Here is a 26,148-nt window from a genome sequence, read left to right as displayed (position 1 = left end):
CAATGTATGCACTGGAGCGTCAGCAGCTGATCGAGCGCATTCTGCTCGACGAGGGCCGTGTCGCCGTCATCGAGCTCGCGCAGCGCTTCGATGTCACGACCGAGACGATCCGTCGCGATCTGGGAGCACTCGAAGACGCCGGCGCCCTCGTCCGCGTGCACGGGGGAGCCGTCGCACGGGATGCCGACAGCATCGACGAGCCGACGGTGCTCGAGAGGACGCACCGGCATGGAGCGGCCAAGCAGGCCATCGCCGCCCGCGCCCTCTCCGCCCTGGGGAGCGGCTTCCGCGGTTCCGTCTTCATCGACGCCGGCACCACGACCGCGACCGTCGCCGACGCCCTGTCAGCGCGCAGCGCTCTCGCATCAGCCGGAGATGAGCGCATCGAGGTGGTGACGCACTCTCTCACGATCGCGCCCGTCCTCGCGGCGGCGGAGGGGATGTCCCTCACCGTCATCGGCGGTCGCATCCGGGGGATCACCGCGGCGGCCGTCGGAGCCGAGACCGTCGGCGCGATCGGCCGTCTCCGCCCTGACGTCGCGTTCGTCGGTGCGAATGGCATCTCCGCGGGATTCGGGCTGAGCACGCCCGACCCCGACGAGGCCTCCGTCAAGGCGGCCATCGTCCGCTCGGCACGGAAGGTCGTCGTCGTCGCGGACTCGAGCAAGCACGACAGGGAGCTGCTCGTCACGTTCGCCGCGCTGAGCGACATCGACATCCTCGTGACGGATGCCGAGCCGTCGCCCGAGCTCGCGGAGGCGCTGGCCGAGGCCGGAGTCGAGGTCTGGGTCGCATGATCGTCACGCTCACCGTCAACCCGGCGCTGGATCGCACCATCACCCTCCGCGACGCACTGCGCCCCGGAGAGGTGCAGACCGCTTCGTCCGCCCGGGAAGACGCCGGCGGCAAGGGGATCAACGTCTCCCGGGTCGTCTCGGCGGCAGGCGTCAGGACGCGCGCGGTGCTTCCGCTGGCTGCCGACGATCCCTTCCGCGCCACGCTCAACGCCGCGGGCCTCGCGGTGCGCCCCGTCCCCGTCGAACGGCTCGCCCGCACGAATCTGGCGATCACCGATCCCGCCGGCGTCACGACGAAGCTGAACCTCCCCGGCGCCCCTCTCACCGTGGCCGACGCCGACGCGATGCTCTCCGCCGTGGTCGAGACCAGCGCCGATGCGGACTGGCTGGTGCTCGCGGGGTCGCTCCCTGACACGCTCGACGACATGTTCTATGCGGACGTCGTCCGTGCGGTGCGGGATCGATGGGGAACGCGCGCTCCGAAGGTCGCCGTCGACGCCTCCGGTCCCGCTCTGCGCAACGTCGTGGAGCATGCCGCCGTCGACCTCATCAAACCCAACGACGAGGAGCTCGCCGATCTCGTCGGGGGGCCGATCGATCAGAACGACCTCGACGGCGCGGTCGCCGCGGTGGCGCGGGGGATCGTCCCCGGTCGCGTCGCGGCGGCGCTCGTCACGCTCGGCGGGGCCGGCGCCGTCCTGGTGACGGCAGACGGCGCCTGGTGCGCCGCGGCTCCGCGCATCCGCGTCGTGAGCACGGTCGGCGCGGGAGACAGCTCCCTCGCCGGCTACCTTCTCGCGGACCTGGCCGGCGAGCAGCCGGCCGATCGTCTGCGCTCCGCGATCCGCTACGGGGCGGCGGCGGCATCCCTTCCGGGCACCCAGGTGCCGTCATCCGCCGATCTCGGCGACGACGACATCATCGTCCGCGCTCTGTAACCCTGACGACCACTGGAGGTCATCATGTCCGACACCATCACCGCCGAGCTGGTCAGCATCGATGCGGCCCTCGGCGCCGACAAGTCCGCCGTCATCCGCGCTCTCGCCGAGCGCGTCGCCGCACAGGGCCGCGCGAACAGCGCGCAGGGGCTCTTCGACGACGCCTGGGCGAGGGAGGAGAAGGACGAGACGGGTCTGCCCGGCGGCATCGCCATCCCGCACGCGAAGAGCGCGTCGGTGACGATCCCGACCCTCGCCTTCGCTCGTCTCGCGCCGGGGGTCGACTTCGGCGCCCCTGACGGGCCGGCCGATCTCGTCTTCCTCATCGCCGCGCCGGACACGGCCGCCGAGGCGCATCTCGCGATGCTGTCGAAGCTCGCGCGGAGCCTCATGCAGGAGGAGTTCACCGGCGCCCTGCGCGCGGCTCGCTCCGCCGAGGAGGTCGTGACGATCGTGGCCGCGGCGATCAGCGATGAGCCGCAGCCGGAGGCATCCGCCGCCGTCGCACCGTCCGAATCGGCGACAGCGCCCCCCGCAGACGGTGCACCGCGTCGCGCCCGCATCGTCGCGGTGACGGCGTGCGCGACGGGCATCGCCCACACCTTCATGGCCGCCGACGCCCTCACCGCGGCGGGGCGAGCGGAAGGCGTCGACCTCGTGGTGGAGCCGCAGGGGTCGAGCGGGTACAAGGCCCTGCCGCAGAGCGTGATCGACGATGCGGATGCCGTCATCTTCGCGGTCGACGTCGACGTGCGCGCCCAGGAGCGGTTCGCCGGCAAGCCCGTAGTGCGCTCCGGGGTGAAGAGGGGCATCGAGGAGCCGGCACGCCTGATCGCCGAGGCGATCGCCGCGTCGAAGGATCCGTCGGCCGCCCGGGTGTCGGGCGCCGCGTCGTCGTCGTCCGCTGCAGCGCCCGCGCAGGCGCAGTCCATGGGGTCGCGGATCAGGCGCATCCTGCTCACCGGCGTCAGCTACATGATCCCGTTCGTCGCCGCGGGCGGACTGCTGATCGCACTGAGCTTCCTGCCCTTCCTCGGCGGGTTCAACGTCAACAAAGACGATCAGGCGTTCGACATCGTGCTCGGCAACGCGCTGTGGGCGCTGCCCGACGGCGGCCTCGGCCAGTACATCGGATCGGTCCTCTTCGTCATCGGCGCCACGTCGATGGGCTTCCTCGTCTCGGCGCTCGCCGGATACATCGCCTTCGCGATCGCCGACCGGCCGGGCATCGTCCCCGGTTTCGTCGCTGGCGCCATCGCGGTGCTCATGAACGCCGGCTTCATCGGCGGCATCGTCGGCGGTCTGCTCGCCGGGTTCATCGCCTGGGCGATCGGGCGCATCGACGCGCCGCGATGGCTGCGCGGCCTCATGCCGGTCGTGATCATCCCGCTGCTCGCCTCGATCGTCGCGTCCGGGCTGATGCTGCTGTTCCTCGGCCGACCGATCGCGGGGCTCATGCAGATCCTGAACGAGTGGCTGACGGGACTCGCCGGCACCTCGGGCATCGTGCTCGTCGGCGTGATCCTCGGACTCATGATGTGCTTCGACCTCGGCGGACCGGTGAACAAGGTCGCGTACGCGTTCGCGACGGCCGGTCTCGCCTCCGCGTCCTCGGACAACCCCGCGCCGTACCTGATCATGGCCGCCGTCATGTGCTCGGGCATGGTCCCGCCGCTGGCGATGGCCCTCGCCTCCACGGTGCTGGCCCGTCGCCGGTTCACGACGGTCGAGCGCGAGAACGGCGTCGCCGCATGGCTGCTGGGCGCCTCCTTCATCAGCGAGGGCGCGATCCCGTTCGCCGCCGCCGATCCGCTGCGTGTGATCCCCGCGTCCATGCTCGGCGGCGCCGTCACCGGTGCGCTCAGCATGGTGTTCAGCGTGCAGTCGCTGGCCCCGCACGGCGGCATCTTCGTGTTCTTCGCGATCAATCCGATCTGGGGCTTCCTCCTCGCTCTCGCCGCGGGCACGATCGTCAGCGCGCTCGCCATCGTCGCCCTGAAGAGGTTCATCGGCGCGGGAGACCCCGTCGCCGTCGCCGCCTGATCACGCACCCGACACCGCATCGAAGGAGAACAGACATGACCGAACGCCAGGCCACCATCGCCAGCAGCTCAGGGCTGCACGCCCGCCCCGCCAAGCTCTTCGTGTCGGCGGTGCAGGAGAAGGGCATCCCGATCACCATCTCCCTCGCGGGCGGGGCCGAGCTCAACGCCGGCAGCATCCTCGCGCTGATGGGACTCGGAGCCTCGAAGGGCGCCGTCGTGACCCTGCGATCCGACGCCGAGGGCGCGGAGCAGGCGCTCGACGAGCTCGTCGCCCTGCTCGAGACGGATCTCGACGCGGAGTGATCATGACGACGGCCGCCGGGAAGCCCCGGCGGCCGTCGTCGCGCCTCGCGGTCCGCAGCGCGGAGCGCCCGGGCACCGGAACGGATGCGATCCCGGCCCGGCTAGACTGGACTCCATGCCAGAACCGAAAGTCGCCAGTTTTCCGGCGATCCGCGGTGCGCTGAAGTTCTATCAGATCGCGTCGATCATCACCGGAGTCATGCTGCTCCTGCTGGTCACGGAGATGGTGCTCAAGTACACGCCGATCCACCTCGAGCTCTTCGCGGGCGGAAGGGGCGGTTTCCTCTGGTTCGCGCCGGTGGTCGAGGGGCCGGACGGCCTCGAGTCGACGGGCGACGGTCTCAACCTCTCCCTCGGCATCCTCGTCGCCCACGGCTGGTTCTACGTCGTCTACCTCTTCGCGTGCTTCCGCATGTGGAGCCTGATGCGCTGGCCGTTCCTGCGCTTCATCACCCTGGCGCTCGGCGGCGTCATCCCGCTGCTGTCGTTCTTCATGGAGGGCATCGTCGCCCGCGAGGTGAAGACGTACCTCTCCACCAGGGAGGCCGCGACCGCGCAGCCGGAGCCCGATGCGCTCCCCGCAGACCCCGATTCCCGCCCCTCCCCGGAAGGTGTCCGTTGACCGAACAATCCGAGACCCAGCAGCGTCCAGCGCTCGTGGTCGACTTCGGCGCGCAGTACGCGCAGCTGATCGCCCGTCGAGTCCGCGAGGCCGGCGTCTACAGCGAGATCGTGCCGCACACGGCCACCGCTGAGGAGATCGCCGCCAAGAACCCGGTCGCGATCATCCTCTCCGGCGGTCCGTCGTCGGTGTACGAGGAGGGCGCCCCGCGCCTCGACCCCGCGGTCTTCGACCTCGGGGTGCCGACCCTCGGCATCTGCTACGGCTTCCAGTACATGGCGCAGACCCTCGGCGGCGAGGTCGCGAACACCGGCCTGCGCGAGTACGGCGCGACGGATGCCGTCATCTCCGGCGACGGCGGCACGCTGCTCGGCGGCCAGCCTGCGGAGCAGAACGTGTGGATGAGCCACGGCGACCAGGTCGCCACGGCCCCCGAGGGCTTCGAGGTCCTCGCCACCACGTCCGCCACCAAGGTCGCGGCCTTCGCGAACGAGGAGCGTCGCTTCTACGGCGTGCAGTGGCACCCCGAGGTCAAGCACTCCGACCACGGTCAGCGCGTGCTGGAGAACTTCCTGCACAAGGGCGCGGGTCTCGCGTCCGACTGGAACAGCGGCAACGTGATCGCCGAGCAGATCGAGCGCATCCGCGAGCAGGTCGGCGACGCCCGCGTCATCTCCGCCCTCTCCGGCGGCGTCGACTCCGCCGTCTCCACGGCCCTCGTGCACAAGGCCATCGGCGACCAGCTCACCGCGGTGTTCGTCGACCACGGCCTCCTCCGCAAGGGCGAGCGCGAGCAGGTCGAGAAGGACTACGTCGAGTCCACCGGCGTCCGTCTCATCACGGTCGACGCGGCCGACACGTTCCTCGGCCACCTCGAGGGGGTGACCGACCCGGAGGAGAAGCGCAAGATCATCGGGCGCGAGTTCATCCGGGCGTTCGAGAAGGTGCAGCTCGACCTCGTCGCCGAGGCCAAGGCCGCGGGCGGCGCTCCGGTCAAGTTCCTCGTGCAGGGCACGCTGTATCCCGACGTCGTCGAGTCCGGCGGCGGCGCCGGCACCGCGAACATCAAGTCGCACCACAACGTGGGCGGGCTCCCCGACGACCTCGACTTCGAGCTGATCGAACCCCTGCGGGCGCTGTTCAAGGACGAGGTCCGCGCCATCGGCCGCGAGCTCGGCATCCCCGAAGCGATCGTCGGCCGCCAGCCGTTCCCCGGCCCCGGCCTCGGCATCCGCATCATCGGCGAGGTGACGAAGGACCGCCTGGAGATCCTGCGTGAGGCCGATGCCATCGCGCGCGAGGAGCTCACCAAGGCCGGCCTCGACCAGGAGATCTGGCAGTGCCCTGTGGTGCTGCTCGCCGACGTCCGCTCCGTGGGCGTGCAGGGCGACGGCCGCACCTACGGCCACCCGATCGTGCTGCGTCCCGTGTCGAGCGAAGACGCGATGACCGCCGACTGGACGCGCCTGCCGTACGACGTGCTGGCGAAGATCTCGAACCGCATCACCAACGGGGTGCGCGACGTCAACCGCGTCGTCCTCGACGTGACCTCCAAGCCGCCGGGGACCATCGAGTGGGAGTGAGTCTCCCACTCGCCTGACGTCGAAAGGGCACGGGCCATCGCGGTCCGTGCCCTTTCGCGTACCCGGGCGCTGCGGCTCAGCCCAGGTGCTTCATCGCCTCGCGCCGTGAGAGTCCGCTGAGCTCGCCCTCGTGGGCGGCGACGAACGTGCGCACCCACTCCGGGTCGGTCTTCGCGTACTCGCGCAGGGCCCAGCCGATCGCCTTGCGGATGAAGAACTCCGTGTCGGCGATGTTCGGCTGGATCGCGCTCACCAGGAGCGCGAGGTCGGTGTCGCCCCGCCGTCCGAGCTGGGCGATGATGCTGGCACGTCGCACCCAGAAGTCCTCGTCGCGCGCCCAGGCGACGAGCACGGGCGTGAGCTCTTCGGGGTGGGCGTCCAGCGTCTCCGCCAGCCGGTGCGAGACCTCGTCCACGTGGTCCCACCAGGCGCCGGTGCGGATCATCTCCTCGTGCACGTCGAGCATGTCCAGCCGCCCGCGCAGCGGACGCAGCCCCATGATCTCGGTCGCGGCGTAGCGCTCCTCGCGGTGCGTCGCCCCGCGCCACAGCTCCAGCGCGGCGGCACGGAGCTCCGCAGCATCCTTCTGTCCGCGGGCGGCCTGTCGCGCGATCCTTCGCGACTGCGGCACCTTCACGCCGAGGAACGGCATGGATGACTTCATGTACGCCTGCTGACCGGGCGCGATCGCGGGATCCGCGCTCTCGCGCAGGGCCTGGCGGATGCTGTCGACGAGGTCTGCGGCGGTCACGGAGCGAGTCTAGAGCGGACCTGCGACGGATCTCGGGAACTTTTTTCGCGAGGATGTCGATCCGATGCGTTCCCGTTCGACGTCTTCAATGAGAGGGTCGAGAGACGGCCCCACGATCAAGGAGAACATCATGAAGTACATGCTCATCATGCGCGCGACCGACGAGGCACTCGAGGCGTCGAAGGAGATCCCGTTCGAGGAGATGATCGAGTCGATGGGGCGCTACAACGAGTCGCTCATCAAGGCCGGCGTCATGGCGGGCGGTGACGGTCTGACGGACGCCGCTGAAGGCGTCGTCGTCGACTTCTCCAGCGAGCCGCCCCTCGTCACCGACGGCCCCTACGGCGAGACGAAGGAGCTGTTCAACGGCTTCTGGATCCTCGAGGTCTCGTCCAAGGAGGAGGCCGTGGAGTGGGCGAAGCGCTGCCCGCTCGGCCCCGGCTCGAAGCTGGAGATCCGTCGCATCCACGGTGTCGAGGACTTCCCCCAGGACAACGAGTGGGTGCAGAAGGAGAAGCAGTGGATCGAGGACGCCGCCGCCAAGGCCGCCGAGGCCTGAACGGGCGGGATGCCGACGATGACCGGTGAGGCGATGGCGCGCTCCGCACCCGACAGGGGAGCGGCGGAGCGCGCCGTCGCGGCCGTGTGGCGCATCGAGTCGGCGAAGATCGTCGCGACGCTGTCGCGTCTGGTCGGAGACTTCGGTCTCGCGGAGGACCTCGCGCAGGAGGCGCTGCTCGACGCACTCGCGCAGTGGCCGGTCGAGGGCGTGCCGCGCAACGGCGCCGCCTGGCTCACCGCGGTCGCCAAGCGCAAGGCGATCGACGGCTGGCGTCGGCGCGAGCGGCTGGACGACCGCATCGCCGTGCTCGCCCACGACCTGGAGCGCGAGCAGGAGGAGGCGGCCGACGCGCTGCCCTGGGACCCGGACGCCGTCGATGACGACGTGCTGCGCCTGATCTTCATCTCCTGTCACCCCGTGCTGTCGCGGGAGGCGCAGGTCGCGCTGACGCTGCGGGTGGTGGGCGGCCTGTCGAGCGAGGAGATCGCTCGCGCCTTCCTCGTGCCCACGGCGACCGTGCAGCAGCGGATCGTGCGTGCGAAGAAGACGCTGGCGGCGGCGAACGTCCCTTTCGAGATGCCGTCGCGGGAGGAGCATGCGGCGCGGCTCGGGGGCATCCTGGGCGTGCTGTACCTGATCTTCAACGAGGGGCATGCGGCGTCGAGCGGATCCGACTGGATGCGTCCGGAGCTCAGCGTGGAGGCGATCAGGCTCACCCGCGTGCTCGCCGCTCTCATGCCGCGCGAGCGCGACGTGCACAGTCTGCTGGCGCTCATGGAGCTCACGGCGGCCCGGTTCCCCGCGCGCATCGACGCGAACGGGGAACCCGTACTGCTGGCCGATCAGGACAGGTCGCGCTGGGATCGCGGACGCATCGCGCGCGGACGCGCCGCTCTCGCCGCCGCCGATGCGCGGGGAGGGGGACGCAGCGCGTACGGGCTGCAGGCGGCGATCGCCGAACGCCATGCGGTCGCGCCCTCCGTCGAGGAGACCGACTGGGAGAGCATCGTCGTGCTCTACGAGGCGCTGGGGCGCCTGGCGCCGTCACCGGTGGTCGAGCTGAATCGTGCCGCCGCGGTCGCGATGGCGACGGGACCGGCATCCGCTCTCCGGATCATCGACCGGATCGCGGAGTCGGGTGCCCTGCGCGGATACCACCTGCTGCCCGCCACCCGCGGCGAGCTGCTGCTGCGGCTCGGCCGTACCGAGGAGGCGCGGAGCGAGTTCGCGACGGCCGCCTCCCTCGCCGGCAACGATCGCGAGCGGGCGCTGCTGCAGTCAAAGGCCGCCGGAGACTGAAAGACCCGCCCCCTTCGACAGCCTCGGCTTTCGAAGGGGACGGGCGTATGTATCAGCGCGGGTCAGTCGCGGACAGCACGTCCACGTCCGGCCACGAGGCCGTAGATCAGCAGCACGATGATCGAACCGGCGATCGCGAGCAGCCACGTGCCCAGGTCCCAGAACTCGGTGAGCGGACGGTTGAGGATCAGGCTGCCGAGCCAACCGCCGAGCAGCGCTCCCACGACGCCGAGAAGAAGGGTGATGAACCATCCTCCGCCCTGGCGGCCGGGAAGGATCAGCTTCGCGATGGCTCCGGCGATGAGACCGAGAAGAAGAAAGCCGAGAAAGCTCATGGTCAGCTCCTTTGTGTCAGGAGCCCCGGGGTGCCAGGGCTCGTACACACCACCATCCGCCCATCCGGGTTTCTCCGACACCCCCTTGCGCAGGACCGCCGGAGTGTGCGAAGAGGCCCGCCCCCAGGGGGACGGGCCTCTTCGGACGAGCATGTTCTGCGTCTAGTTGCTGCGCGCGATCGCGATCATCCGCAGGATCTCGACGTACAGCCAGACCACGGTGACCATGATGCCGAAGGCGCCGAGCCAGCCGTACTTGCGGGGAGCGCCGTTGCGGACGCCCTGCTGGATCTGGTCGAAGTCGAGCACGAGCGAGTACGCCGCCATGAAGACGACGAGGACGCCGATGATGAGACCGAGCGGGATGCCGGCGATCTTGAACTCGCTGAGCATGCCGAATCCCTGACCGGGGCCGAAGACGCCGGTCCACATCAGGACGACGTTCAGCAGCGAGAAGACGAGGTAGCCGATCATCGCGATCATGACGATCTTCGTCATCTTCGCCGAGGCGCGGATCTTGCCGCTCGCGAAGAGGGCCAGCGTCACCGCGACGACCGAGACGGTCGCGAGCGTGGCCTGCATGACGATGCCGGGCCACAGCACCTCGAAGAACGCCGAGATGCCGCCGATGAAGAGGCCCTCGAACACCGCGTAGGCGAAGATCAGCGCGGGGCGGACCTTCTTGCGCGAGGTGAACGTGATGACCATGGCGAGCACGAAGCCGCCGAGCGCGCCGATGATCCACGGGAGCATGTTCGGCGCGAAGCTGTTGTACGGGTCGCGTTCGGGCGCGGCGATGCCGCCGAGCGTGAACACCCAGCCGATCGCGGCGGTGACGAGGAGGATGCCGAAGAGACCGGCCGTCTTCCACACCGTGTCCTCGACCGACATGCGGTCGGTCTCGATCGCGCCGGCCGGGGGAGCGGCGTACATGCCCTCCAGCTGCGCGTTGACCGCGGCGTCGACACCGGCCTGCTGGAACGAGGCGGCCTGAGCACCCTGAGCCGCCTGCGGTGCCCCGGGGTAGGTCGCGACGTTGCGCGGATCCTGCTGCTGGAACGCCGGATTGTTGAATGCGAAATTACTCATGGTGGGCCTCACTCCGAAGTGGTTGTAGGTCGCTTCCCTCCACGATACCCGGATGGGCGCGTCACCTGGGTGTTCTACGCTGAGAGCGTGCCCAGGAAATCCCCTCTCGTCATCGGGCACCGAGGTGCGCCCGGCTACCGTCCGGAGCACGGCCGCTCCTCCTACGAGCTCGCGCTCGCCATGGGGGTGGATGCCGTCGAGCCCGACGTCGTCGCCACCAAGGACGGCGTGCTGGTCGTGCGCCACGAGAACGAGATCTCGGGCACGACCGATGTGGCGCTGCACCCGGAGTTCGCCGACCGCAAGACGACCAAGCGGGTCGACGGGCAGGCGCTGACGGGCTGGTTCACCGAGGACTTCACGTGGGAGGAGCTGTCGGTGCTGCGCACGCGCGAGCGCCTTCCCGCGGTGCGCGTCTCGAGCGCGAGCTTCGACGACGCGCAGGGGATCCTCCGGCTCGTCGACGTGCTGGATCTCGTGCGCGAGGGGTCGGTCGAGCACGGCCGGGAGATCGGCGTCGTGCTGGAGGTCAAGCACGCCACCTACTTCGCGAGCATCGGGATCGATCTCGCCCCTCTCATCGCCCGCGACCTCCGTGCGGCGGGCTGGGCCGATGGCGAGCTGCCGCTCGTGATCGAGTGCTTCGAGTCGACCATCCTCGGCGAGCTGCGCGAGCGCGGCATCCCGGCGTCGTACGTCTACCTGATCGAGTCCACGGGGCGTCCGTACGATCTCCTGGTCGCGCAGGGGAAGCAGGCCCCGACCTACGCGTCGACGGTGACCCCTCAGGGCCTCGACGCCCTCGTGGGCAGGGTCGACGGCGTGAGCGTGAGCAAGAAGATGCTGCTCGTCCGCGGCAACACGATCGTGGCCGACGCGCACGCGCGGGGCCTCAAGGTCTTCACCTGGACCTGCCGCCCAGAGAACGCGTTCCTCGCGGCGGAGTACCGGGGGAGCGGCGGCAAGGGCGCGTACGGCGACTACGAGTCGGAGTGGCGGGTGATCGCCGAGACCGGCGTCGACGGCGTCTTCGTCGACCACCCCGATCTCGGCGTGAGCTTCTTCCGCAGCTGACGGACGACGGCTCAGAGGGGGCCGAGCACGTCTGCGACCTCTGCGTCGAGGCGCATCGTGCGCAGCGGTTCGAGGATCTCGCGCTCCTCGAACCGGAAGTGCGACGCCATGATCGCGCCGACGCCGTCGAGATGACGGGAGATCGAGTCGGGGCTCTCGCCGCTCTCGACCGCGTGCCGGAGCCCGGAGAGCAGGTGGGTGAGCATCGAGTGGTCCTGCATGAGCTTGTCGATCATGCCGCCCAGCCGGGGGTGCTCCTCACGCAGGGCGGGGAACAGGTTCCGATCCTCCGCCCGGTGGTGGCCGTCCAGCGCCGAGCAGAAGCCGATGCAGTACAGCAGGAGGTCGGATGCCGCATCCGGCGCCGCTGCCCCCGCATCGAGAGCCTCCCGCGTGGCCGCGAGCGCCGCGCGGAGCCGAGCGTGGGCGCTGCGGAGCTCCGCGTCCCAGGCGATCAGGCGGTCGGCATCCATCCGCGCCAGTCTAGGCGCGTCTCACAGCGTCCGGTCGAACGCGCCCTTCTTCGTCGAGACGATCTCCTTGCCCAGCGGCATCAGGGACACGGGAACCATCTTGAAGTCGGCGATCCCCATCGGGATGCCGATGATCGTGATGCACAGGGCGATGCCCGAGACGATGTGCCCGATGGCGAGCCACCAGCCGGCGAGGATCACCCAGAGCACATTGCCGAGGAAGGATCCGGCGCCCGCGGTGGGCTTGCTCACGACCTCTCGGCCGAACGGCCAGATCGCGTAGCCCGCGATGCGGAAGGACGCGATCGCCCACGGGATCGTCACGATCGGTATGCACAGCAGGATGCCGGCGAGCATGTAGCCCAGCCAGAGGGCGAAGCCGGCGAAGATCAGCCAGATGATGTTCAGGATCGTGCGCACCGCTCGATTCTCGCACTCGCGGCATGAACATCCGGTGCCCGCTCGCACCCCGTCTGCGGTGTCGGTGGTGACGCCTAGACTCATAAGGCCATGACCGAAGCACCTCTCATCGTCCCCGGATCCGTCGGCCCCCGCTCCACTGGGGCGGAGGGGCAGGACGACCTCCTCGCCGGACTCAACCCCCAGCAGCTCGAGGCCGTCACCTATCGCGGCCCCGCGCTGCTCATCGTCGCGGGGGCGGGGTCGGGCAAGACGAGCGTGCTCACCCGTCGCATCGCCTCCCTGCTGCGCGCCCGAGAGGCATGGCCGAGCCAGATCCTCGCGATCACCTTCACCAACAAGGCCGCCGGCGAGATGCGCGAGCGCGTCCAGGCGATCGTCGGCGATGCAGCCCGGGGCATGTGGATCTCCACGTTCCACTCCGCCTGCGTGCGCATCCTCCGGCGCGAGGCCGAGCAGTTCGGCTTCACGAAGTCGTTCACCATCTACGACTCCGGTGACTCGCGCGCGCTCATCAAGCGCCTGGTCAAGGAGCACGAGGCCGATGCCTACGGCATGACCCCGGGATCTGTGCAGTCGCGCATCTCGAAGCTCAAGAACGAGCTGTCCGATGCCGAGGCGTACGCGCGGCAGGCCAACATGAGCGACCCCGCAGAGCGCGTCTTCGTGGAGCTGTTCGCCGACTACCAGCGCCAGCTGCAGAAGGCGAACGCGTTCGACTTCGACGACCTCATCGGGCAGACCGTCTACCTGTTCCGGGCGTTCCCGCAGGTCGCCGACACCTATCGTCGGCGCTTCCGGCACATCCTCGTCGACGAGTACCAGGACACCAACCACGCCCAGTACGCGCTGATCCACGAGCTCACCCGCCCCGTCTCGGGCGACGCCCCCGACCCGTATGCCTCGAACGGCATGATGATCTTCGAGCCGGAGACGACACCGGAGCTCGATGGCGCCTCGCTCACCGTGGTCGGCGACTCCGACCAGTCGATCTACGCCTTCCGCGGCGCCGACATCCGCAACATCAGCGAGTTCGAGCGCGACTTCCCCGGCGCGCGCGTCGTGCTCCTCGAGCAGAACTACCGCTCGACGCAGAACATCCTCTCGGCCGCGAACGCCGTCATCGGCAACAACTTCGACCGCAAGGACAAGAAGCTCTGGAGCGACAAGGGCGACGGCGACAAGATCATCGGGTTCACCGGCTACTCGCAGCACGACGAGGCCCAGTTCGTCGCCGACGAGGTCGAGGCGCTGCGTCGTGCGGGCTACCCGTACTCCGAGATGGCGGTCTTCTACCGCACCAACTCGCAGTCCCGTGCGCTGGAGGAGATCTTCATCCGCTCGGCCGTGCCCTACAAGATCATGGGCGGCACCAAGTTCTACGAGCGCGCCGAGATCAAGGACGCGCTGGCGTACCTCGTGGCCGTCGCGAATCCGGCAGACGAGATGGCCGTCCGACGCATCCTCAACAAGCCGCGTCGCGGCATCGGCGACGTCACCGAGACCGCCATCGCGCGCTTCGCCGAGGAGCATGGCATCACCTTCCGGCAGGCGCTGTCCGTGCCCGACCAGCTCGGCTTCGGACCGAAGATCCAGGCGGCGATCGCCCAGCTCGACGCCGTGCTCGCTGAGGCGACCGAGATCATGCTGCCCGCGACGGGCGAGGTGCCCGCCCCGACCACGGTCGCCGACGGCCTCAGCGTGCTGCTGTCGAAGAGCGGCTACCTCGATTCGCTGCGCGCCAGCCGCGACCCTCAAGACGAGGCGCGCGTCGAGAACCTCGACGAGTTCGTGGCTGTCGCCCGCGACTTCGCGCGCAACAACCCTGAGGGCACGATCGTCGACTTCCTCACCGAGGTGGCGCTCGTCTCGGACGCCGACGACCTCGACGACGAGTCGGGCTCGGTGTCGATGATGACGATGCACACGGCGAAGGGGCTCGAGTACGACGCGGTGTTCGTCACGGGCGTCGAAGAGGATCTGATCCCTCATCGCATCTCGGCAGGAGAGCCCGGAGGCCCGCAGGAGGAGCGGCGGCTCTTCTACGTGGGCATCACGCGTGCCCGCAAGCGCCTGCACCTCTCCCTCGCGATGACGAGGGCGCAGTTCGGCGAGGTCTCGGTCGCCATGCCCAGTCGCTTCCTGCAGGAGATCCCCGCGGGGCTCATCGACTGGCGCCAGTCGCCGGGAGACGTGAACTCGCGTGGCGGCATGCAGTCGCGCGCGCTGAACGCGCGCCGCTCGGGCTCCGGCGGGTTCGGTGGCTCCGGCGGATTCGGCGGATCCGGTTCGAACGACAGGTTCGCGGTGAAGCCGCTCCCCGGTCGCGACTCGCTCACGCCGCTCTCCACCGCGATGGACAAGTTCCCCAACCGGGTCACCGCGAAGATGCGCGACAACGGCGATCTCGAGCTGACGGCCGGAGACCGCATCCGCCACAGCGACTTCGGCGAGGGGCGTGTGGATGCCGTGACTGGCGAGGGCGCGAAGCGCATCGCCCACGTGCGCTTCGACACCGCCGGGCAGAAGAAGCTCCTGATCAAGGTCGCGCCGATCGAGAAGATCTGAGCCGCATCGACGCTCCGGCGCCCAGGAGGCGCGACGCCGCAGCCCGCGCGGCGAGCAGCGCCCGGGGGCGGATGCTGAGAGCCGACCCCGAACGGCGGGTCCTGCGCACGGAACCGCCGTCGTCGCCGGTTAGGCTGGCACATTATGGCCCTGTTCTCCCGCCGCAAGAAGTCCGCTGACGCTGTAGTCCCGGCATCCGACATCTCCTCCGAGAACGTCGAATCCGAGTCGACCGGCGCCGAGTCCGTCGCCCCGGTCGAGGCCGCTCCCGCCCCGACGATCGGCATCTCGGTGCAGGCGTTCCGCGGAGTGGGGGCCGAGGCCGGCCCCGAGGTGTCGCTGGACGAGCCCGCTGCTCCCGCGCCTGCAGCCCCGGTCGCTCCTGCTCCGACGCAGTCCGCACCCCCGGCAGCGCTGCCCGCTCCTCAGGAACGTCGTCTTCCGCTCGCTCCTGCGCTGCCTCCGGAGCAGACCGAGACCGTCGCCGGCATGAAGGACAACGTCCTCCTCCGCGACGCGCTCAAAGAGATCGAGCAGGGCGCGTCGAACGATCAGCTGCTCGGCGTGATGCGTCAGGCGCTGCAGGGGCACCTGTACATCCGCGTCAACGGCGATGCCCGTGCGCAGATCAGCGAGGGAAAGCCGCTGTCCGTCGCCGTGGTGCGCGACGGCGACCGTCAGTTCATGCTCGCGTTCAGCTCGGCCGGTGCTGTGCGCGACTCGGTGCAGCTCGAGGCCGACCCGGCCGCGACCACTGCGGTCGCCCAGCCCGTCACCTCTGTGCTGCAGCAGGTCGTCGCTGGCGACTTCGCCGGTCTCATCGTCGACAACGCCTCCGCGCCGCACCGCGTCGTCTTCCCGACAGAGCTGCTGCGGAAGGCACTCGAGCAGGGCGACCCCGAGATGACCGTCAAGACGATCCTCGCGGCCCCGCGCGAGCAGGACTCGGCGGCCAGGGTCGCCGAGGCTCTCGCCTCCACGCGCATGTGGGTGGCCGTCAACGACGGCAGCAACGGGACGCCCGTGGGCATCGCCGAGGCGCAGACGCCCGACGGCAAGAGGTTCCTCCAGCTGTTCTCGCACCCGCTCGAGGTCATCGCGATGGGACGAGGCGACCGCCCGCTCCCGTTCGAGCCCACGCAGCTCGCCAAGGTGCTCACGGGGCATGCCGAGATGGCCGGAGTGATCGTCGATCCGGCGGGACCGACCCTTCTCGTCGAGCGTGACGCACTCGCTCCGGTGCTGGTGCTCGGGGTCGACATCGAGTCCTGACGGGCGGGGCTTCCGCGCGTCCGGGGCTGCCTCTAGGGTCGAGTCATGGCCTCCGAGCGCGTGACCCTGACCATCGTCGACCCCGACGGAGAGCGCGAGGTCGTGCTCTCCAGCCCGAACAAGGCGGTCTGGCCGGTTCCGGGCATCACGAAGGCCGAGCTCGCCGAGTACTTCCAGATCGTCAGCGGGCCGTTCCTCGAGGCGAACGGCGGTCGCCCCGTGTCGCTGGAGCGCTTCCGCGACGGCGTCGGCAAGGGCGGCGGCTTCTTCTCGAAGAACCCGCCGGCGGGCACGCCCGACTACGTCGACGCGGTGATGGTGACCTACAACAGCGGGCGACAGCATCCGCAGATCGTGCTGAACAGGCCCAGCGCGATCGTGTGGGCGGCGCAGATGAACACGATCGTGTTCCATCCGTGGGCGTCGTTGGCGTCCGACCCCGACAACCCCGTCGAGCTGCGCATCGACCTCGACCCCCAGCCGGGCACCGACTTCGCGGATGCCGTCACCGCCGCCCACGCGCTGCGGGAGGTGCTGCGCGAGGCGGGGCTCGACGCCTTCGTGAAGACCAGCGGCAACCGCGGACTGCACGTGTTCGCCCCCATCGTGCCCAGCCACGAGTTCCTCGACGTGCGGCACGCGGTGATCGCCGCGGGGCGAGAGCTGGAGCGGCGGATGCCGGAGCAGGTCACCATGAACTGGTGGAAGGAGGAGCGCGGCGAGCGCATCTTCATCGACTTCAACCAGGCCAACCGCGACCGCACCATGGCAGGCGCCTACAGTCCGCGAGCCCTCCCCGGAGCGACCGTGTCGACCCCCGTGCACTGGGAGGAGCTCGACGGGCTCGACCCGGCGCGGTTCACGGTGCGCAGCATCCCGAAGCGGCTCGAAGAGGTGGGCGACCCGTGGGCCGGCAAGCAGAGCAGTCCCGGCCGCATCGACATCCTGCTGGAGTGGTGGGAGCGCGACAAGGCGGACGGCCTCGGCGAGCTGCCGTTCCCGCCGGAGTTCCCGAAGATGCCGGGGGAGCCCCCGCGCGTGCAGCCGAGCAAGAAGGTCGCGGCGAACTGGGATGAGGAGGGGAAGCCCTCCGCGCAGTGAGCGAGCCGGGAGAGCGCCGGGCTCAGCCGAGCACGTCGGCCAGGTCGTAGCCGGCGACGGTGTCGAGCTGGTCGTAGGTACACGAGCGAGCGTCGCGGTCGGGGCGCCACCGTTCGAACTGCACGGTGTGGCGGAAGCGCGCGCCCTCGAGCTGGTCGTAACGCACCTCCAGCACCCGCTCGGGCCGCAGCCGCACGAACGACACATCCTTCGAGCCGCTGAATCGGGAGCGCTCGCCCTCCCCGGTCACGGCGCCGCCGGACTCGTCGCGCTCCACGAGGGGCGCGAGCTCGTCGACGAGCTCCTGTCGTCGCACGTCGCTCCAGGCCGCGACGCCGCCGACCTGGCGCAGGACGCCGTCGGTGTCGTAGAGCCCGACGAGCAGTGATCCGACTCCCGACCCCGACTTGTGGATGCGGTAGCCGAGCGCGACGACGTCGGCGGTTCGCGCGTGCTTGATCTTGATCAGGGTGCGCTTGCCCGGCGCGTAGGGCTGGTCCAGCGGCTTCGCGACGACGCCGTCGAGACCGGCGCCCTCGAACTCGGCCAGCCAGCGGACGGCGGCCTCACGATCGCGGGTCGTGCGCGTGATGTGCAGCGGATGCGCCACTCCGGCCAGCATCCGCTCCAGCCGCTCGCGACGCACGGAGAACGGTGACGACTGCAGGTCTTCATCGCCCTCGGCGAGGAGGTCGAACGCGATGAACATCGCGGGAGTCTCGGTCGAGAGCTTCGCGACGCGGGAGGCTGCGGGGTGGATGCGCTGGCTGAGGGCCTCCCAGTCGAGCCGCTGCGCCCCCGCAGGGCCGGTCGCGACCACGATCTCGCCGTCGAGCAGGCACGGCCCCGGCAGCAGGCTCGGAATGGCCTCGACGAGCTCGGGGAAGTACCGGGTCAGCGCCTTCGCGCCACGGGAGCCGATCTCGACGGTCTCGCCGTCCCACGCGATCAGACCGCGGAAGCCGTCCCACTTGGGTTCGAACAGGAGCCCGCCGGAGCTCTTCGCGGGGTCGGGGACGGATGCCGCGGCCTTCGCCAGCATCGGTGCGGGGATGTCGTAGCGCATGGGTCCATCCTGGCGACTGGCGGGGACACGCGCCAGAACTCCGGAGAATCGGAGGACGTCGGCGGACGGTCCGCGGACGCGCGTGGCTCTTCACTCCGGAGGGGGCCGGTTCTCCGGAGTTGCGGCGCTGGTCGCGGTTCACAACTCCTCACGTTCGGCTGCTCCGGAGTCCGGAAACCGCCGATCGGCGGGCGACGAGCCGTCGAGGCGCGCGTTTCTTGAGGAGTTGTGAACCTGGGGGCGGGGAGGCCGCGACCCGGGTTCCGATCAGAACAGGTCTGCGAGGGTCGCCGGGATGCCGGCGTCGCCCAGCGCCGTGCGCGCCGCGTGCCACCCTGCCATGCCGTTGACACCGGGCCCCGGCGGGGTGGAGGCGGAGGCGAGGTACACGCCGGGCATCGGGGTGCGCCACGGCTTCGTGCCGAGCACGGGGCGACGCAGCGCCTGGGGGATCGTGAAGGCCCCGCCCAGGATGTCCCCGCCGATCTCCGAGGGGTTGATCGCCTCGCGGGCGGATGCCGGCACCGAGTGGTGCGCGAGGATGCGGTCGCGGAAGCCGGGGGCGAAGCGCTCGACCTGCTGCGTGATGAGCTCGGTGGCGTCGAGATCCGAGCCCTGCGGGACGTGGATGTACGCCCACAGCACGGCTTTGCCCTCTGGCGCACGCGTGGGATCGAACACCGAGGGCTGGACGGTGAGCACGTAGGGGCGTTCGCTGACGCGTCCGCGCGCGACCGCGTTCTCGCTGGCCCACACCTCGGTCTGAGTGCCGCCGACGTGCACGGTGGGCGACTGCGCGACCTCGTCGTTCGTCCAGGGCACGGGTCCGTCGAGGGCGAAGTCGACCTTCGCGGCGGCGGGGCCGTACCGGTACGACCGCAGGGCGCTCGCGTAGCGGGTGGGCACATCGGGGAGAGTGAGGGCCAACCGGAGCGAGGTGTTGAGCATCAGCAGATCGCCGCGTGCGGGGTCGCCCCAGTCCAGGGTCGAGAGGTCGGTGACGTGCACGCCGGTCTCGACCGCGCCGCCGTGGGCGACGAGATCCGCCACCAGGGCGTCGGCGATGCCCTGCGCGCCTCCGCGCGGATACATCCACCCTCCGGCGTGCGCCTGTGCGGCGAGCAGGAGCCCCGCCGCCGCTCCGGCGAGGGAGGGGAGCGGGGTGTTCGCATGCGCCAGCACCCCGGACAGGAGGCCTGCCGCCTCGTCGGTGCGGAAGGTGCGCCGCGCCAGAGGGGTGCCCTGCTCCAGCATCCGCATCGCGTAGCGGAAGGCCGTGATCGGCTCATGCGGAAAGCGCAGCATCTGGTTGCCGGTGAAGTCGACGACTCCGTCGATGTGCGTGCTCAGTGGGCGCAGCAGCGACAGCCACGCCCTGCCGTCCTCGCCGAGTGCGGATGCCGTGCGCTCGATGTCGCGCCAGGCGATCCCGGCGCGGCCGCCGTCGAGAGGATGCGCGTAGGAGATCTCGGGGTGGATCCAGTCGATCCGCTCGGCGAGGCCGAAGGCCTGGAAGAAGGGGGATGCGAGGGCCGCAGGATGCGCGGCGGAGCACACGTCGTGAAGGAAGCCGGGGAGCGTGGATTCGGCGGTGCGCACGCCGCCGCCGATCGTGTCCGCGGCTTCGAGGACGCGCACCTCGTATCCCGCTCTGGCCAGCGACACGGCCGCCGCGAGTCCGTTGGGACCGGAGCCGATGATCGTCGCGCGCGCCATGCGCCCAGTCTTCCACGGCACAAGTGGTATTCGCGCCGCCTCCGGGGTGAGACCATTGAGGAGATGACTGAAGTACAGGGTCCCACCCCTACTGGCACCTCCCGTCCGTATCGCTCGCTCACGGAGGCGCTTCGTGCGCACCGGGTCGCCCTGGAGAACTACGAGTTCATCACTGCGGTCACCGATGCCGTGGGCATCTCCTCCTTCATCGACCGCGGTCGGTACATCGAGGCCATCCGTCGTGGGGAGGGCGCATCCCTGCACATCGGACGCACGTACACGAACGGGTTCGGGGAGGGCGAGGTCATCACGATCGGCTCCACCCCGCTGCGGCTCCAGCCGAGCGAGGGGCGTGAGCCGTACTTCTTCGTCACGCACCCGAGCGAGTACCCCCAGGTGACCACGACCGCGCGGTCGATGCGGCCGAGCACCCCGCGCGTCAGCGCTCCGCGCACTGCGACCTCTCCGCGCACGGAGCGCACGCCGAAGCCCATCGAGCGCGACTACGGCGTGTGCGATGTGTGCTTCATGGTCAAGACCGCCGCCGGCGGCTGCGCCTGCGACTGAACCCGTCGACGCGGCCCGTCTGCGTCACCGCGGTGCCGCGTCTCGTCACGGGCGGCGTGCGAACGGTCTTCCGGTGAGCTCTTCGGAGACCTCCCAGATCCTGCGTGCCGCATCATCGTCGCGCAGTCGGGAGTAGAGCCGCTGCGGTCCCGGGGCGCCGCCGAGGTGGCCGGGTCCGCGGGGGCCGTAGAACCCGCCGCTCACGGCCTTCGAGGAGGTCGCGGCGTGCACCGCAGGAAGGCCGGCGGACTCCGCGGTGCCGAAGAGGATTCCGCGCCGTGAGAGCGCCCCGATGACGCGGCGGCCGTTCGTCTCGCGTTCCCGGCCGAGGTCGGGACGGGCGGCGAGCAGGTTCGTCGGGGCCACGCCCGGATGCGAGAGCATGCTCGTGATGCCCCAGTCGCGCGATCGGCTGAGACGGTCGAGTTCGAGCCCGAAGAGGCCGAACGCGATCTTCGACTGGCTGTACGCGCGCATGCCGTCGTATGCGCGCTCCCACTGCAGATCGTCCCAGTTGATCGCGCCCTGATTCGCGGCGACGCTGATCTGGGAGACCACTCGTGCGCGGCCCTCTCGAAGCAGCGGGAGGAGTTCGCCGACGAGTGCGAAGTGTCCGAGGTGGTTCGCGCCGAACTGGAGCTCGAAGCCGTCAGCCGTGGTGCGTCGATCCGGCGGCGTCATGACGCCCGCGTTGTTGACGAGGATGCCGATCGGTGTCCCCTCCGCGCGCAGCGACTCGCCGAGAGCGGCGACGGAGTCGAGCGCGGAGAGATCCAGATCGCGGAGGGAGATCCGCGCGTCGGGAACCGTCGTGCGGATGCGCTCGATCGCCGCACGTCCCTTGTCCCGGTTGCGGACGGGCATGACGACCTCGGCGCCCGCGGCGGCGAGCCGTGCGGCGATGCCGATGCCGATGCCGTCGCTGGCGCCGGTGACGACGGCGCGCCGGCCGTCGAGGTGGGGGATGTCGATGGATGGTGTGCGGGGCATGGTCTCCTCGTTTCTGACCTTCCGACTCTCCTCCGCACGCCGTGCGGCATCCAGGGATCGTCCGTCCGTGGATGCGCCCGAAGGCTGCTGGTACAAAGGACGGGACGGGGGTGCGCATGGAGATCGACAGGGCAGGGCTGGCGGAGTTCCTCCGGTTGCGCCGCGAGGCGCTGCAGCCGGAGGACGTGGGCCTCGCCAGAGGCGGACGCCGGCGGACGGGCGGCTTGAGGCGCGAGGAAGCCGCGAGCCTCAGCCACATGTCGACCGACTACTACGCACGGATCGAGCAGCAGCGGGGTCCTCAGCCCTCGCCGCAGATGATCGCGGCGATCGCCCAGGGGCTTCATCTCACGCTGGCCGAGCGGGATCACCTCTTCGTTCTCGCCGGGCACGCTCCTCCTCCGAGAGGAGGGGAGAGTCGTCACATCAGTCCCGGCATGCTGCGCATCTTCGACCGCCTGCACGACACCCCGGCGGAGGTCGTGACGGAGCTCGGCGAGACCCTCAGACAGACCGCGCTCGGCGCAGCGCTCGTCGGCGACCTCACACGCTTCGAGGGGCCGGAACGCAGCATCGGGTTCCGGTGGTTCGTCGATCCCTCGTCGCGACGGATCTATGCGGAGGAGGAGCACGACTTCCTCTCCCGGCTCTGGGCCTCCGGCCTTCGCGACGTCGTGACGCGCCGTGGACCCTCGTCGCGCGCCGCGCGGTGGACGAGGGAACTCCTCGACCGCAGCGACGAGTTCGCCCGGATCTGGGGGCTGCACGAGGTGGGGCTCCGTCCGCGAGCGGTCAAGCACTTCGTCCACCCGGAACTGGGTGCTCTCGAGCTGGAATGCCAGACGCTCTTCGAACCGGAGCAGTCCCACGCGCTTCTCGTCTACACGGCCGCTCCGGGGAGCGAGAGTCGGGAGAAGCTGCGCCTGCTCTCCGTCATCGGCGCGGAGAGCTTCTCAGTGTGACCAACCCCGGGAGCAGGCGAAGGCGCTCATCTCCGTGATGTCGGGGCCCGCTCTCGGAGCTGCGCCTGCGACGGAACCGGTCAGCCGCAGGGTCATTCCGGATGCTGTGAGAGCCGGTACCTGCCGGGGGTCATGCCGACCAGCGGGGTGAACTGCTCGATGAACTGACTGCTCGTCGCCCATCCGCACGCCGCGGCCGTGTCGGTCACGGAGGCTCCGTCGGCGAGCAGGACGAGCGCGCGGTGCACCCGCAGCTGGAGTCGCCACTGCCGGTAGCCCATGCCGGTCTCGTGCGGGAACAGCCGGCTCAGGGTCCGCTCCGACGCGCCGATGCGTCGCCCGAGCTCGCCGAGCCCGACGGGAGCCGACAGCTCGTCCTCGACGATGCGGGCGACGCGCTGGAGCCGAGGGTCGCGGGGCTCCGGGAGATGCAGCGGCTGCTCGGGCGCGGCGACGGTCTCGTCGACGATCACGCGGCGCAGGTGATCGAGCGCTTCGGCGCTGCGCGGTCGGCCGACCGTCATCGCCAGGACCGCCTCGCGGGCCAGCGGCGTGGCGACGACGACGGCGGGGCCGGCGGGGAGCGCGGCGGCGAGCTCGTCGGGGAGATGGACGATCCGCATGTCGGTGCGGCCGTGTGCGCGGTGGCGGTGCTCGACGCCGGCCGGCACCCAGGCGAAGCGCGACGAGGGAGCGATCCAGGTGCCGTCGTCGGTGATCAGGGACAGCACTCCGGATGCCGCGTGCACGAGGTGCCCCCGGCGATGGGAGTGGCGAGGCGAGGTCTCCGCGTGGGCGAATCGGTACGCGCCCTCCGAGGGGAACGGGTCGTCGGCCGTGAAGTCGACGAGGTGAAGATCGACGAGGCGGCGAGGTTGGCGGGTATCCGACATCACACGGCAGTCTAAGTGTTTCGCGACGACCGGTGTCACTGCTGGAGTGGACTCATGAGCACGATCGACCAGCATCCCGACACCGCCTCCACGCCTCTGGCGGTGCCGTCTCACCGGCGGGGCGGTGTGTTCCTCGGCGCCTACGTCGGCGCAGGACTGCTCCTGATCGCCCTCAACCTCCGCATGGGGGTCGTCTCGGTCGGGCCGGCGCTCTCGGCGATCGAGGCCGATCTCGGTCTCCCGTCCGCGGCGGCGGGTCTGCTGACCACGATCCCCGTCTTCGCCTTCGGGGCGTTCGCGTTCCTCACGCCCGCGCTCACCCGGCGGATCGGGCTGCACCGGCTGCTCGCACTCACGATGGCGGTCGTCGCGATCGGCATCGGCATCCGTCTCCTGCCGTCGCCCGTCGCTCTCTTCGGCGGGACGGTGCTCATCGGCGCGGGCATCGCCGTGGCCAACGTGTGCATGCCCGCGGTGATCAAACAGGACTTCGCCCACCGCGTCGGCCTGATGATGGGCCTGTACTCCACGGCCCTGTTCGTCGGCGCGGCCGCGGCTGCGGCGCTGACGGTGCCGTTCATGACGGCGTTCGACGGCTCGTGGCGGGGTGCGCTGGGAGTGTGGGCGATTCCCGCCGTGCTCGCTCTGCTGCTCTGGCTTCCGCGTGCGCTGCGGGGAGCGGGCGCTCCACAGGTGCGCGGAGCGGCGCAGGCGGATGCGATCATCGAGCCGCGAGACGAACCCCGCCTGTCACGGCTGCTGCGCGACCCGGTGGCGTGGGCGGTGACGGCCTTCATGGGGCTGCAGAGCCTCAGCTACTACGCGGCGCTGACCTGGATCCCGACCCTGCTGCAGGACTCCGGGGTCGCGGCATCCGATGCGGGACTGCTGCTGTCGTACTCCAGCCTGCCCGGCATCGCCGCGGCTCTTCTCACCCCGACGCTCGCGCGTCGCATCCGCCCCCGCTGGCTGCCCGTCCTCATCGCCTCGCTCCTGTGCGCGGCGGGCCTCGTGGGACTCCTCGTCGCCCCGTTCGAGCCCCTGGCGTGGGTATGGATGACGCTCCTCGGGTTCGGTCAGGGCGCCTCGATCACCCTCTCGCTGAACTACATCGTGCTGCGAGCTCCGGATGCCGCCCACACCGCGCACCTGTCGACCATGGCGCAGGGGATGGGCTACCTGCTGGCCGGGTTCGGGCCGATCGGGCTCGGTCTGCTGCACGCCCTGGTCGGCGGATGGGTCGTGCCGGTCGTCGCGCTGCTCCTGCTGCTCGCGGTGCAGACGGTGGCGGGGGCCGCGGCGGGGCGCGATCGCCACGTGCGCGGCTGAGCGCGACCGGCGGCCTCCGTTCAGGCGAAGGCGCTCATCCCAGTGATGTCGCGGCCGAGCAGCAGGGCCTGCACGCTCTCGGTGCCCTCGTACGTGTGGATCGCCTCGATGTCGGCCATGTGCTGCATGACGCCGTTCTCGAGCAGGATGCCGTTGCCACCGAGCAGGTCGCGGGCCGTCGAGGCGATGCGGCGGGCGGCGCGGGTGTTGTGGAACTTGGCGAGCGACGCCTGCGTCGGCCGCAGCTCGCCCGCCGTCTCCAGGTCGGCGAGGCGACGGCAGTACAGCTGCATGGCGGTGAGGTCCTCGAGCATGTGCGTGAGCCGCTCCTGCACCATCTGGAACTTCGCGAGCGGTTTGCCGAACTGCACGCGCTCCTTCGCGTAGGCGAGTGCGGCCTCGTAGCAGGCGGTCGCGTGCCCGAGAGCCGACCAGGCCACGCCGGATCGCGTCGCGTAGAGCACGGTCGAGGCGTCCTTGAAGCTGTGGGTGCCGGGGAGCACGGCGTCCAGGGGCACCCGCACGTCGTCCAGGGCGATGTGCGCCTGGTAGATGGCGCGCAGCGAGGCCTTGCCGCGGATGACGGTGCCGACGTAGCCGGGGGTGTCCTGCTCGACGAGGAAGCAGCGGACGGCGCCGTGCTCGGCGGCATCCGGGTCGTCGACGCGCGCCCACACGAACGTGATGCCGCCGGAGGCGCCGTTGCCGATCCACTTCTTGGTGCCGCGGATGACCCACTCCTCGCCGTCTCGACGGGCGACGGTCTCGAGCGACACGGAGTCGGAGCCGTGATCGGGCTCGGTGAGGGCGAACGAGCCGAGGACGGAGCCGTCGGCGAGGCCCGTCAGCCACTTCTCCTGCTGCGCGTCGGAGCCGAACAGCGCGAGCGTGCGCAGCGCGAGACCGCCCTGCACGGCGAGCACGGTGCCGAGCGATCCGTCTCCGCGGGAGATCTCCATGTTCACGAGGCCCGCGGCCAGCGGCGACAGGCGGGTGAGCGACGGATGCTCGATGCCGTCGACCACGAGGTCCATCTCGCCCATGCGGCGGGCGGCATCCAGCGGGTACTCCGCGCGGTCCCAGGCGTCCGCCATCTGCGGGCCGACCTCGTCGATGTACGCGCGTGCGCGATCCCACGCCTCGCGGTCGGCGGCGGGGATGTCGAGGAAGACGGCGTAGTAGTCGCTGTCCTGGCGACCGGTGATGTCGTACGACGAGACACGCTCGCCGGGGAAGGGGGAAGCTGCAGTGCTCATGGGAGACTCCTTCGTGGCACCAAGTATCGTACTCCTCGATACTCAGTTTCACGAGCCCGGGCGTGCGAGACCGCCGAGCCCGGGCGTGCGAGAACGCCGAGCCCGGGCGCGCGAGAACGCCGAGCCCGGGCGCGCGA

The 26,148-nt window shown here is 70.3% G+C and carries 25 protein-coding genes; 15 read left to right on the top strand and 10 right to left on the bottom strand.

What is annotated here, in order from left to right:
* The first annotated feature begins 2 nt into the window (after positions 1-2).
* The 6 genes from LC438_RS14040 to guaA all read left to right on the top strand — a co-directional run bounded on the left by LC438_RS14040 (position 3) and on the right by guaA (position 6,288).
* Positions 3-797 (top strand): DeoR/GlpR family DNA-binding transcription regulator, encoded by a 795-nt coding sequence (locus tag LC438_RS14040; protein ID WP_223586941.1) that lies wholly within the window; start codon positions 3-5, stop codon positions 795-797.
* On the top strand, positions 794-1,735 hold the full coding sequence (locus LC438_RS14035) for a 1-phosphofructokinase family hexose kinase (protein WP_223586940.1): 942 nt from the start codon (positions 794-796) through the stop codon (positions 1,733-1,735). Before LC438_RS14040 ends, LC438_RS14035 begins: the two co-directional genes overlap by 4 nt.
* A gap of 24 nt (positions 1,736-1,759) precedes the next feature.
* Positions 1,760-3,778: a fructose-specific PTS transporter subunit EIIC gene (locus LC438_RS14030; protein ID WP_223586939.1), complete on the top strand. Its 2,019-nt coding sequence runs from the start codon at positions 1,760-1,762 to the stop codon at positions 3,776-3,778.
* Between the two features lie 35 nt (positions 3,779-3,813).
* Positions 3,814-4,083 (top strand): HPr family phosphocarrier protein, encoded by a 270-nt coding sequence (locus LC438_RS14025; protein WP_105672733.1) that lies wholly within the window; start codon positions 3,814-3,816, stop codon positions 4,081-4,083.
* Between the two features lie 115 nt (positions 4,084-4,198).
* On the top strand, positions 4,199-4,705 hold the full coding sequence (locus LC438_RS14020; RefSeq protein ID WP_223586938.1) for a DUF3817 domain-containing protein: 507 nt from the start codon (positions 4,199-4,201) through the stop codon (positions 4,703-4,705).
* Positions 4,702-6,288 (top strand): glutamine-hydrolyzing GMP synthase, encoded by a 1,587-nt coding sequence (gene guaA / locus LC438_RS14015; protein WP_105672735.1) that lies wholly within the window; start codon positions 4,702-4,704, stop codon positions 6,286-6,288. Before LC438_RS14020 ends, guaA begins: the two co-directional genes overlap by 4 nt.
* 76 nt (positions 6,289-6,364) lie before the next feature.
* Here the strand turns inward: guaA and LC438_RS14010 are convergent, their stop codons facing one another.
* Positions 6,365-7,039 (bottom strand): DNA alkylation repair protein, encoded by a 675-nt coding sequence (locus LC438_RS14010; RefSeq protein ID WP_223586937.1) that lies wholly within the window; start codon positions 7,037-7,039, stop codon positions 6,365-6,367.
* Between the two features lie 130 nt (positions 7,040-7,169).
* On the opposite strand from LC438_RS14010, the gene LC438_RS14005 reads away from it, so the two are divergent.
* Positions 7,170-7,598: a YciI family protein gene (locus LC438_RS14005; protein WP_105672789.1), complete on the top strand. Its 429-nt coding sequence runs from the start codon at positions 7,170-7,172 to the stop codon at positions 7,596-7,598.
* Between the two features lie 18 nt (positions 7,599-7,616).
* A complete protein-coding gene (locus LC438_RS14000; protein WP_223587477.1) occupies positions 7,617-8,900 on the top strand; it encodes an RNA polymerase sigma factor in 1,284 nt (427 codons plus the stop codon).
* 62 nt (positions 8,901-8,962) lie between these two features.
* On the opposite strand, the gene LC438_RS13995 is transcribed toward LC438_RS14000, so the two are convergent.
* Both LC438_RS13995 and LC438_RS13990 read right to left on the bottom strand, forming a co-directional pair.
* Positions 8,963-9,235 carry a GlsB/YeaQ/YmgE family stress response membrane protein gene (locus LC438_RS13995; protein WP_223586936.1) on the bottom strand — a complete coding sequence of 91 codons (273 nt, stop codon included), beginning with the start codon at positions 9,233-9,235 and terminating at the stop codon, positions 8,963-8,965.
* 162 nt (positions 9,236-9,397) lie between these two features.
* Complete coding sequence (locus LC438_RS13990; RefSeq protein WP_223586935.1) at positions 9,398-10,324, bottom strand: Bax inhibitor-1/YccA family protein; 927 nt, start codon at positions 10,322-10,324, stop codon at positions 9,398-9,400.
* A gap of 87 nt (positions 10,325-10,411) precedes the next feature.
* Here LC438_RS13990 and LC438_RS13985 point away from each other — a divergent pair, with 87 nt between their 5' ends.
* On the top strand, positions 10,412-11,398 hold the full coding sequence (locus tag LC438_RS13985) for a glycerophosphodiester phosphodiesterase family protein (protein WP_223586934.1): 987 nt from the start codon (positions 10,412-10,414) through the stop codon (positions 11,396-11,398).
* A gap of 11 nt (positions 11,399-11,409) precedes the next feature.
* Here LC438_RS13985 and LC438_RS13980 read toward each other — a convergent pair whose 3' ends face one another.
* Both LC438_RS13980 and LC438_RS13975 read right to left on the bottom strand, forming a co-directional pair.
* Positions 11,410-11,871 carry a hemerythrin domain-containing protein gene (locus LC438_RS13980; RefSeq protein WP_223586933.1) on the bottom strand — a complete coding sequence of 154 codons (462 nt, stop codon included), beginning with the start codon at positions 11,869-11,871 and terminating at the stop codon, positions 11,410-11,412.
* A 21-nt stretch (positions 11,872-11,892) separates the two neighbouring features.
* Positions 11,893-12,291: a YccF domain-containing protein gene (locus LC438_RS13975; protein ID WP_223586932.1), complete on the bottom strand. Its 399-nt coding sequence runs from the start codon at positions 12,289-12,291 to the stop codon at positions 11,893-11,895.
* 90 nt (positions 12,292-12,381) lie between these two features.
* Between LC438_RS13975 and LC438_RS13970 the strand changes: the two genes are divergently transcribed.
* From LC438_RS13970 to ligD, 3 genes are all read left to right on the top strand, one after another.
* Positions 12,382-14,859, top strand: coding sequence for an ATP-dependent helicase (locus tag LC438_RS13970; protein WP_223586931.1), 2,478 nt, complete (start codon positions 12,382-12,384; stop codon positions 14,857-14,859).
* Positions 14,860-15,003: 144 nt separating this feature from the next.
* Positions 15,004-16,131 carry an SseB family protein gene (locus tag LC438_RS13965; RefSeq protein WP_223586930.1) on the top strand — a complete coding sequence of 376 codons (1,128 nt, stop codon included), beginning with the start codon at positions 15,004-15,006 and terminating at the stop codon, positions 16,129-16,131.
* 45 nt (positions 16,132-16,176) lie between these two features.
* Positions 16,177-17,232 carry a non-homologous end-joining DNA ligase gene (gene ligD / locus LC438_RS13960; protein ID WP_223586929.1) on the top strand — a complete coding sequence of 352 codons (1,056 nt, stop codon included), beginning with the start codon at positions 16,177-16,179 and terminating at the stop codon, positions 17,230-17,232.
* Between the two features lie 22 nt (positions 17,233-17,254).
* Here ligD and LC438_RS13955 read toward each other — a convergent pair whose 3' ends face one another.
* Both LC438_RS13955 and LC438_RS13950 read right to left on the bottom strand, forming a co-directional pair.
* Entirely contained in the window at positions 17,255-18,298 is a 1,044-nt protein-coding gene (locus LC438_RS13955; protein ID WP_223586928.1) for an ATP-dependent DNA ligase, read from the bottom strand.
* Positions 18,299-18,565: 267 nt separating this feature from the next.
* A complete protein-coding gene (locus LC438_RS13950; protein ID WP_223586927.1) occupies positions 18,566-20,014 on the bottom strand; it encodes an NAD(P)/FAD-dependent oxidoreductase in 1,449 nt (482 codons plus the stop codon).
* Between the two features lie 63 nt (positions 20,015-20,077).
* Here LC438_RS13950 and LC438_RS13945 point away from each other — a divergent pair, with 63 nt between their 5' ends.
* Positions 20,078-20,581: a hypothetical protein gene (locus LC438_RS13945; RefSeq protein ID WP_105672747.1), complete on the top strand. Its 504-nt coding sequence runs from the start codon at positions 20,078-20,080 to the stop codon at positions 20,579-20,581.
* Positions 20,582-20,626: 45 nt separating this feature from the next.
* On the opposite strand, the gene LC438_RS13940 is transcribed toward LC438_RS13945, so the two are convergent.
* Positions 20,627-21,571 carry an SDR family oxidoreductase gene (locus tag LC438_RS13940; RefSeq protein WP_105672748.1) on the bottom strand — a complete coding sequence of 315 codons (945 nt, stop codon included), beginning with the start codon at positions 21,569-21,571 and terminating at the stop codon, positions 20,627-20,629.
* A 116-nt stretch (positions 21,572-21,687) separates the two neighbouring features.
* On the opposite strand from LC438_RS13940, the gene LC438_RS13935 reads away from it, so the two are divergent.
* Positions 21,688-22,533: a helix-turn-helix transcriptional regulator gene (locus LC438_RS13935; RefSeq protein ID WP_223586926.1), complete on the top strand. Its 846-nt coding sequence runs from the start codon at positions 21,688-21,690 to the stop codon at positions 22,531-22,533.
* 92 nt (positions 22,534-22,625) lie between these two features.
* Here the strand turns inward: LC438_RS13935 and LC438_RS13930 are convergent, their stop codons facing one another.
* Positions 22,626-23,426 (bottom strand): helix-turn-helix transcriptional regulator, encoded by an 801-nt coding sequence (locus LC438_RS13930; RefSeq protein ID WP_223586925.1) that lies wholly within the window; start codon positions 23,424-23,426, stop codon positions 22,626-22,628.
* A 54-nt stretch (positions 23,427-23,480) separates the two neighbouring features.
* Here LC438_RS13930 and LC438_RS13925 point away from each other — a divergent pair, with 54 nt between their 5' ends.
* Positions 23,481-24,755, top strand: a complete 1,275-nt coding sequence (locus tag LC438_RS13925; RefSeq protein ID WP_105672751.1) for an MFS transporter — start codon at positions 23,481-23,483, stop codon at positions 24,753-24,755.
* Between the two features lie 20 nt (positions 24,756-24,775).
* Here LC438_RS13925 and LC438_RS13920 read toward each other — a convergent pair whose 3' ends face one another.
* A complete protein-coding gene (locus LC438_RS13920) occupies positions 24,776-26,011 on the bottom strand; it encodes an acyl-CoA dehydrogenase family protein (RefSeq protein ID WP_223586924.1) in 1,236 nt (411 codons plus the stop codon).
* Positions 26,012-26,148: the final 137 nt, after the last annotated feature.

The sequence above is a fragment of the Microbacterium sp. OVT16B genome (assembly GCF_019969705.1).
Classification (GTDB): Bacteria; Actinomycetota; Actinomycetes; order Actinomycetales; family Microbacteriaceae; genus Microbacterium; species Microbacterium natoriense.
This window is presented reverse-complemented; position numbering and strand designations above follow the sequence as displayed.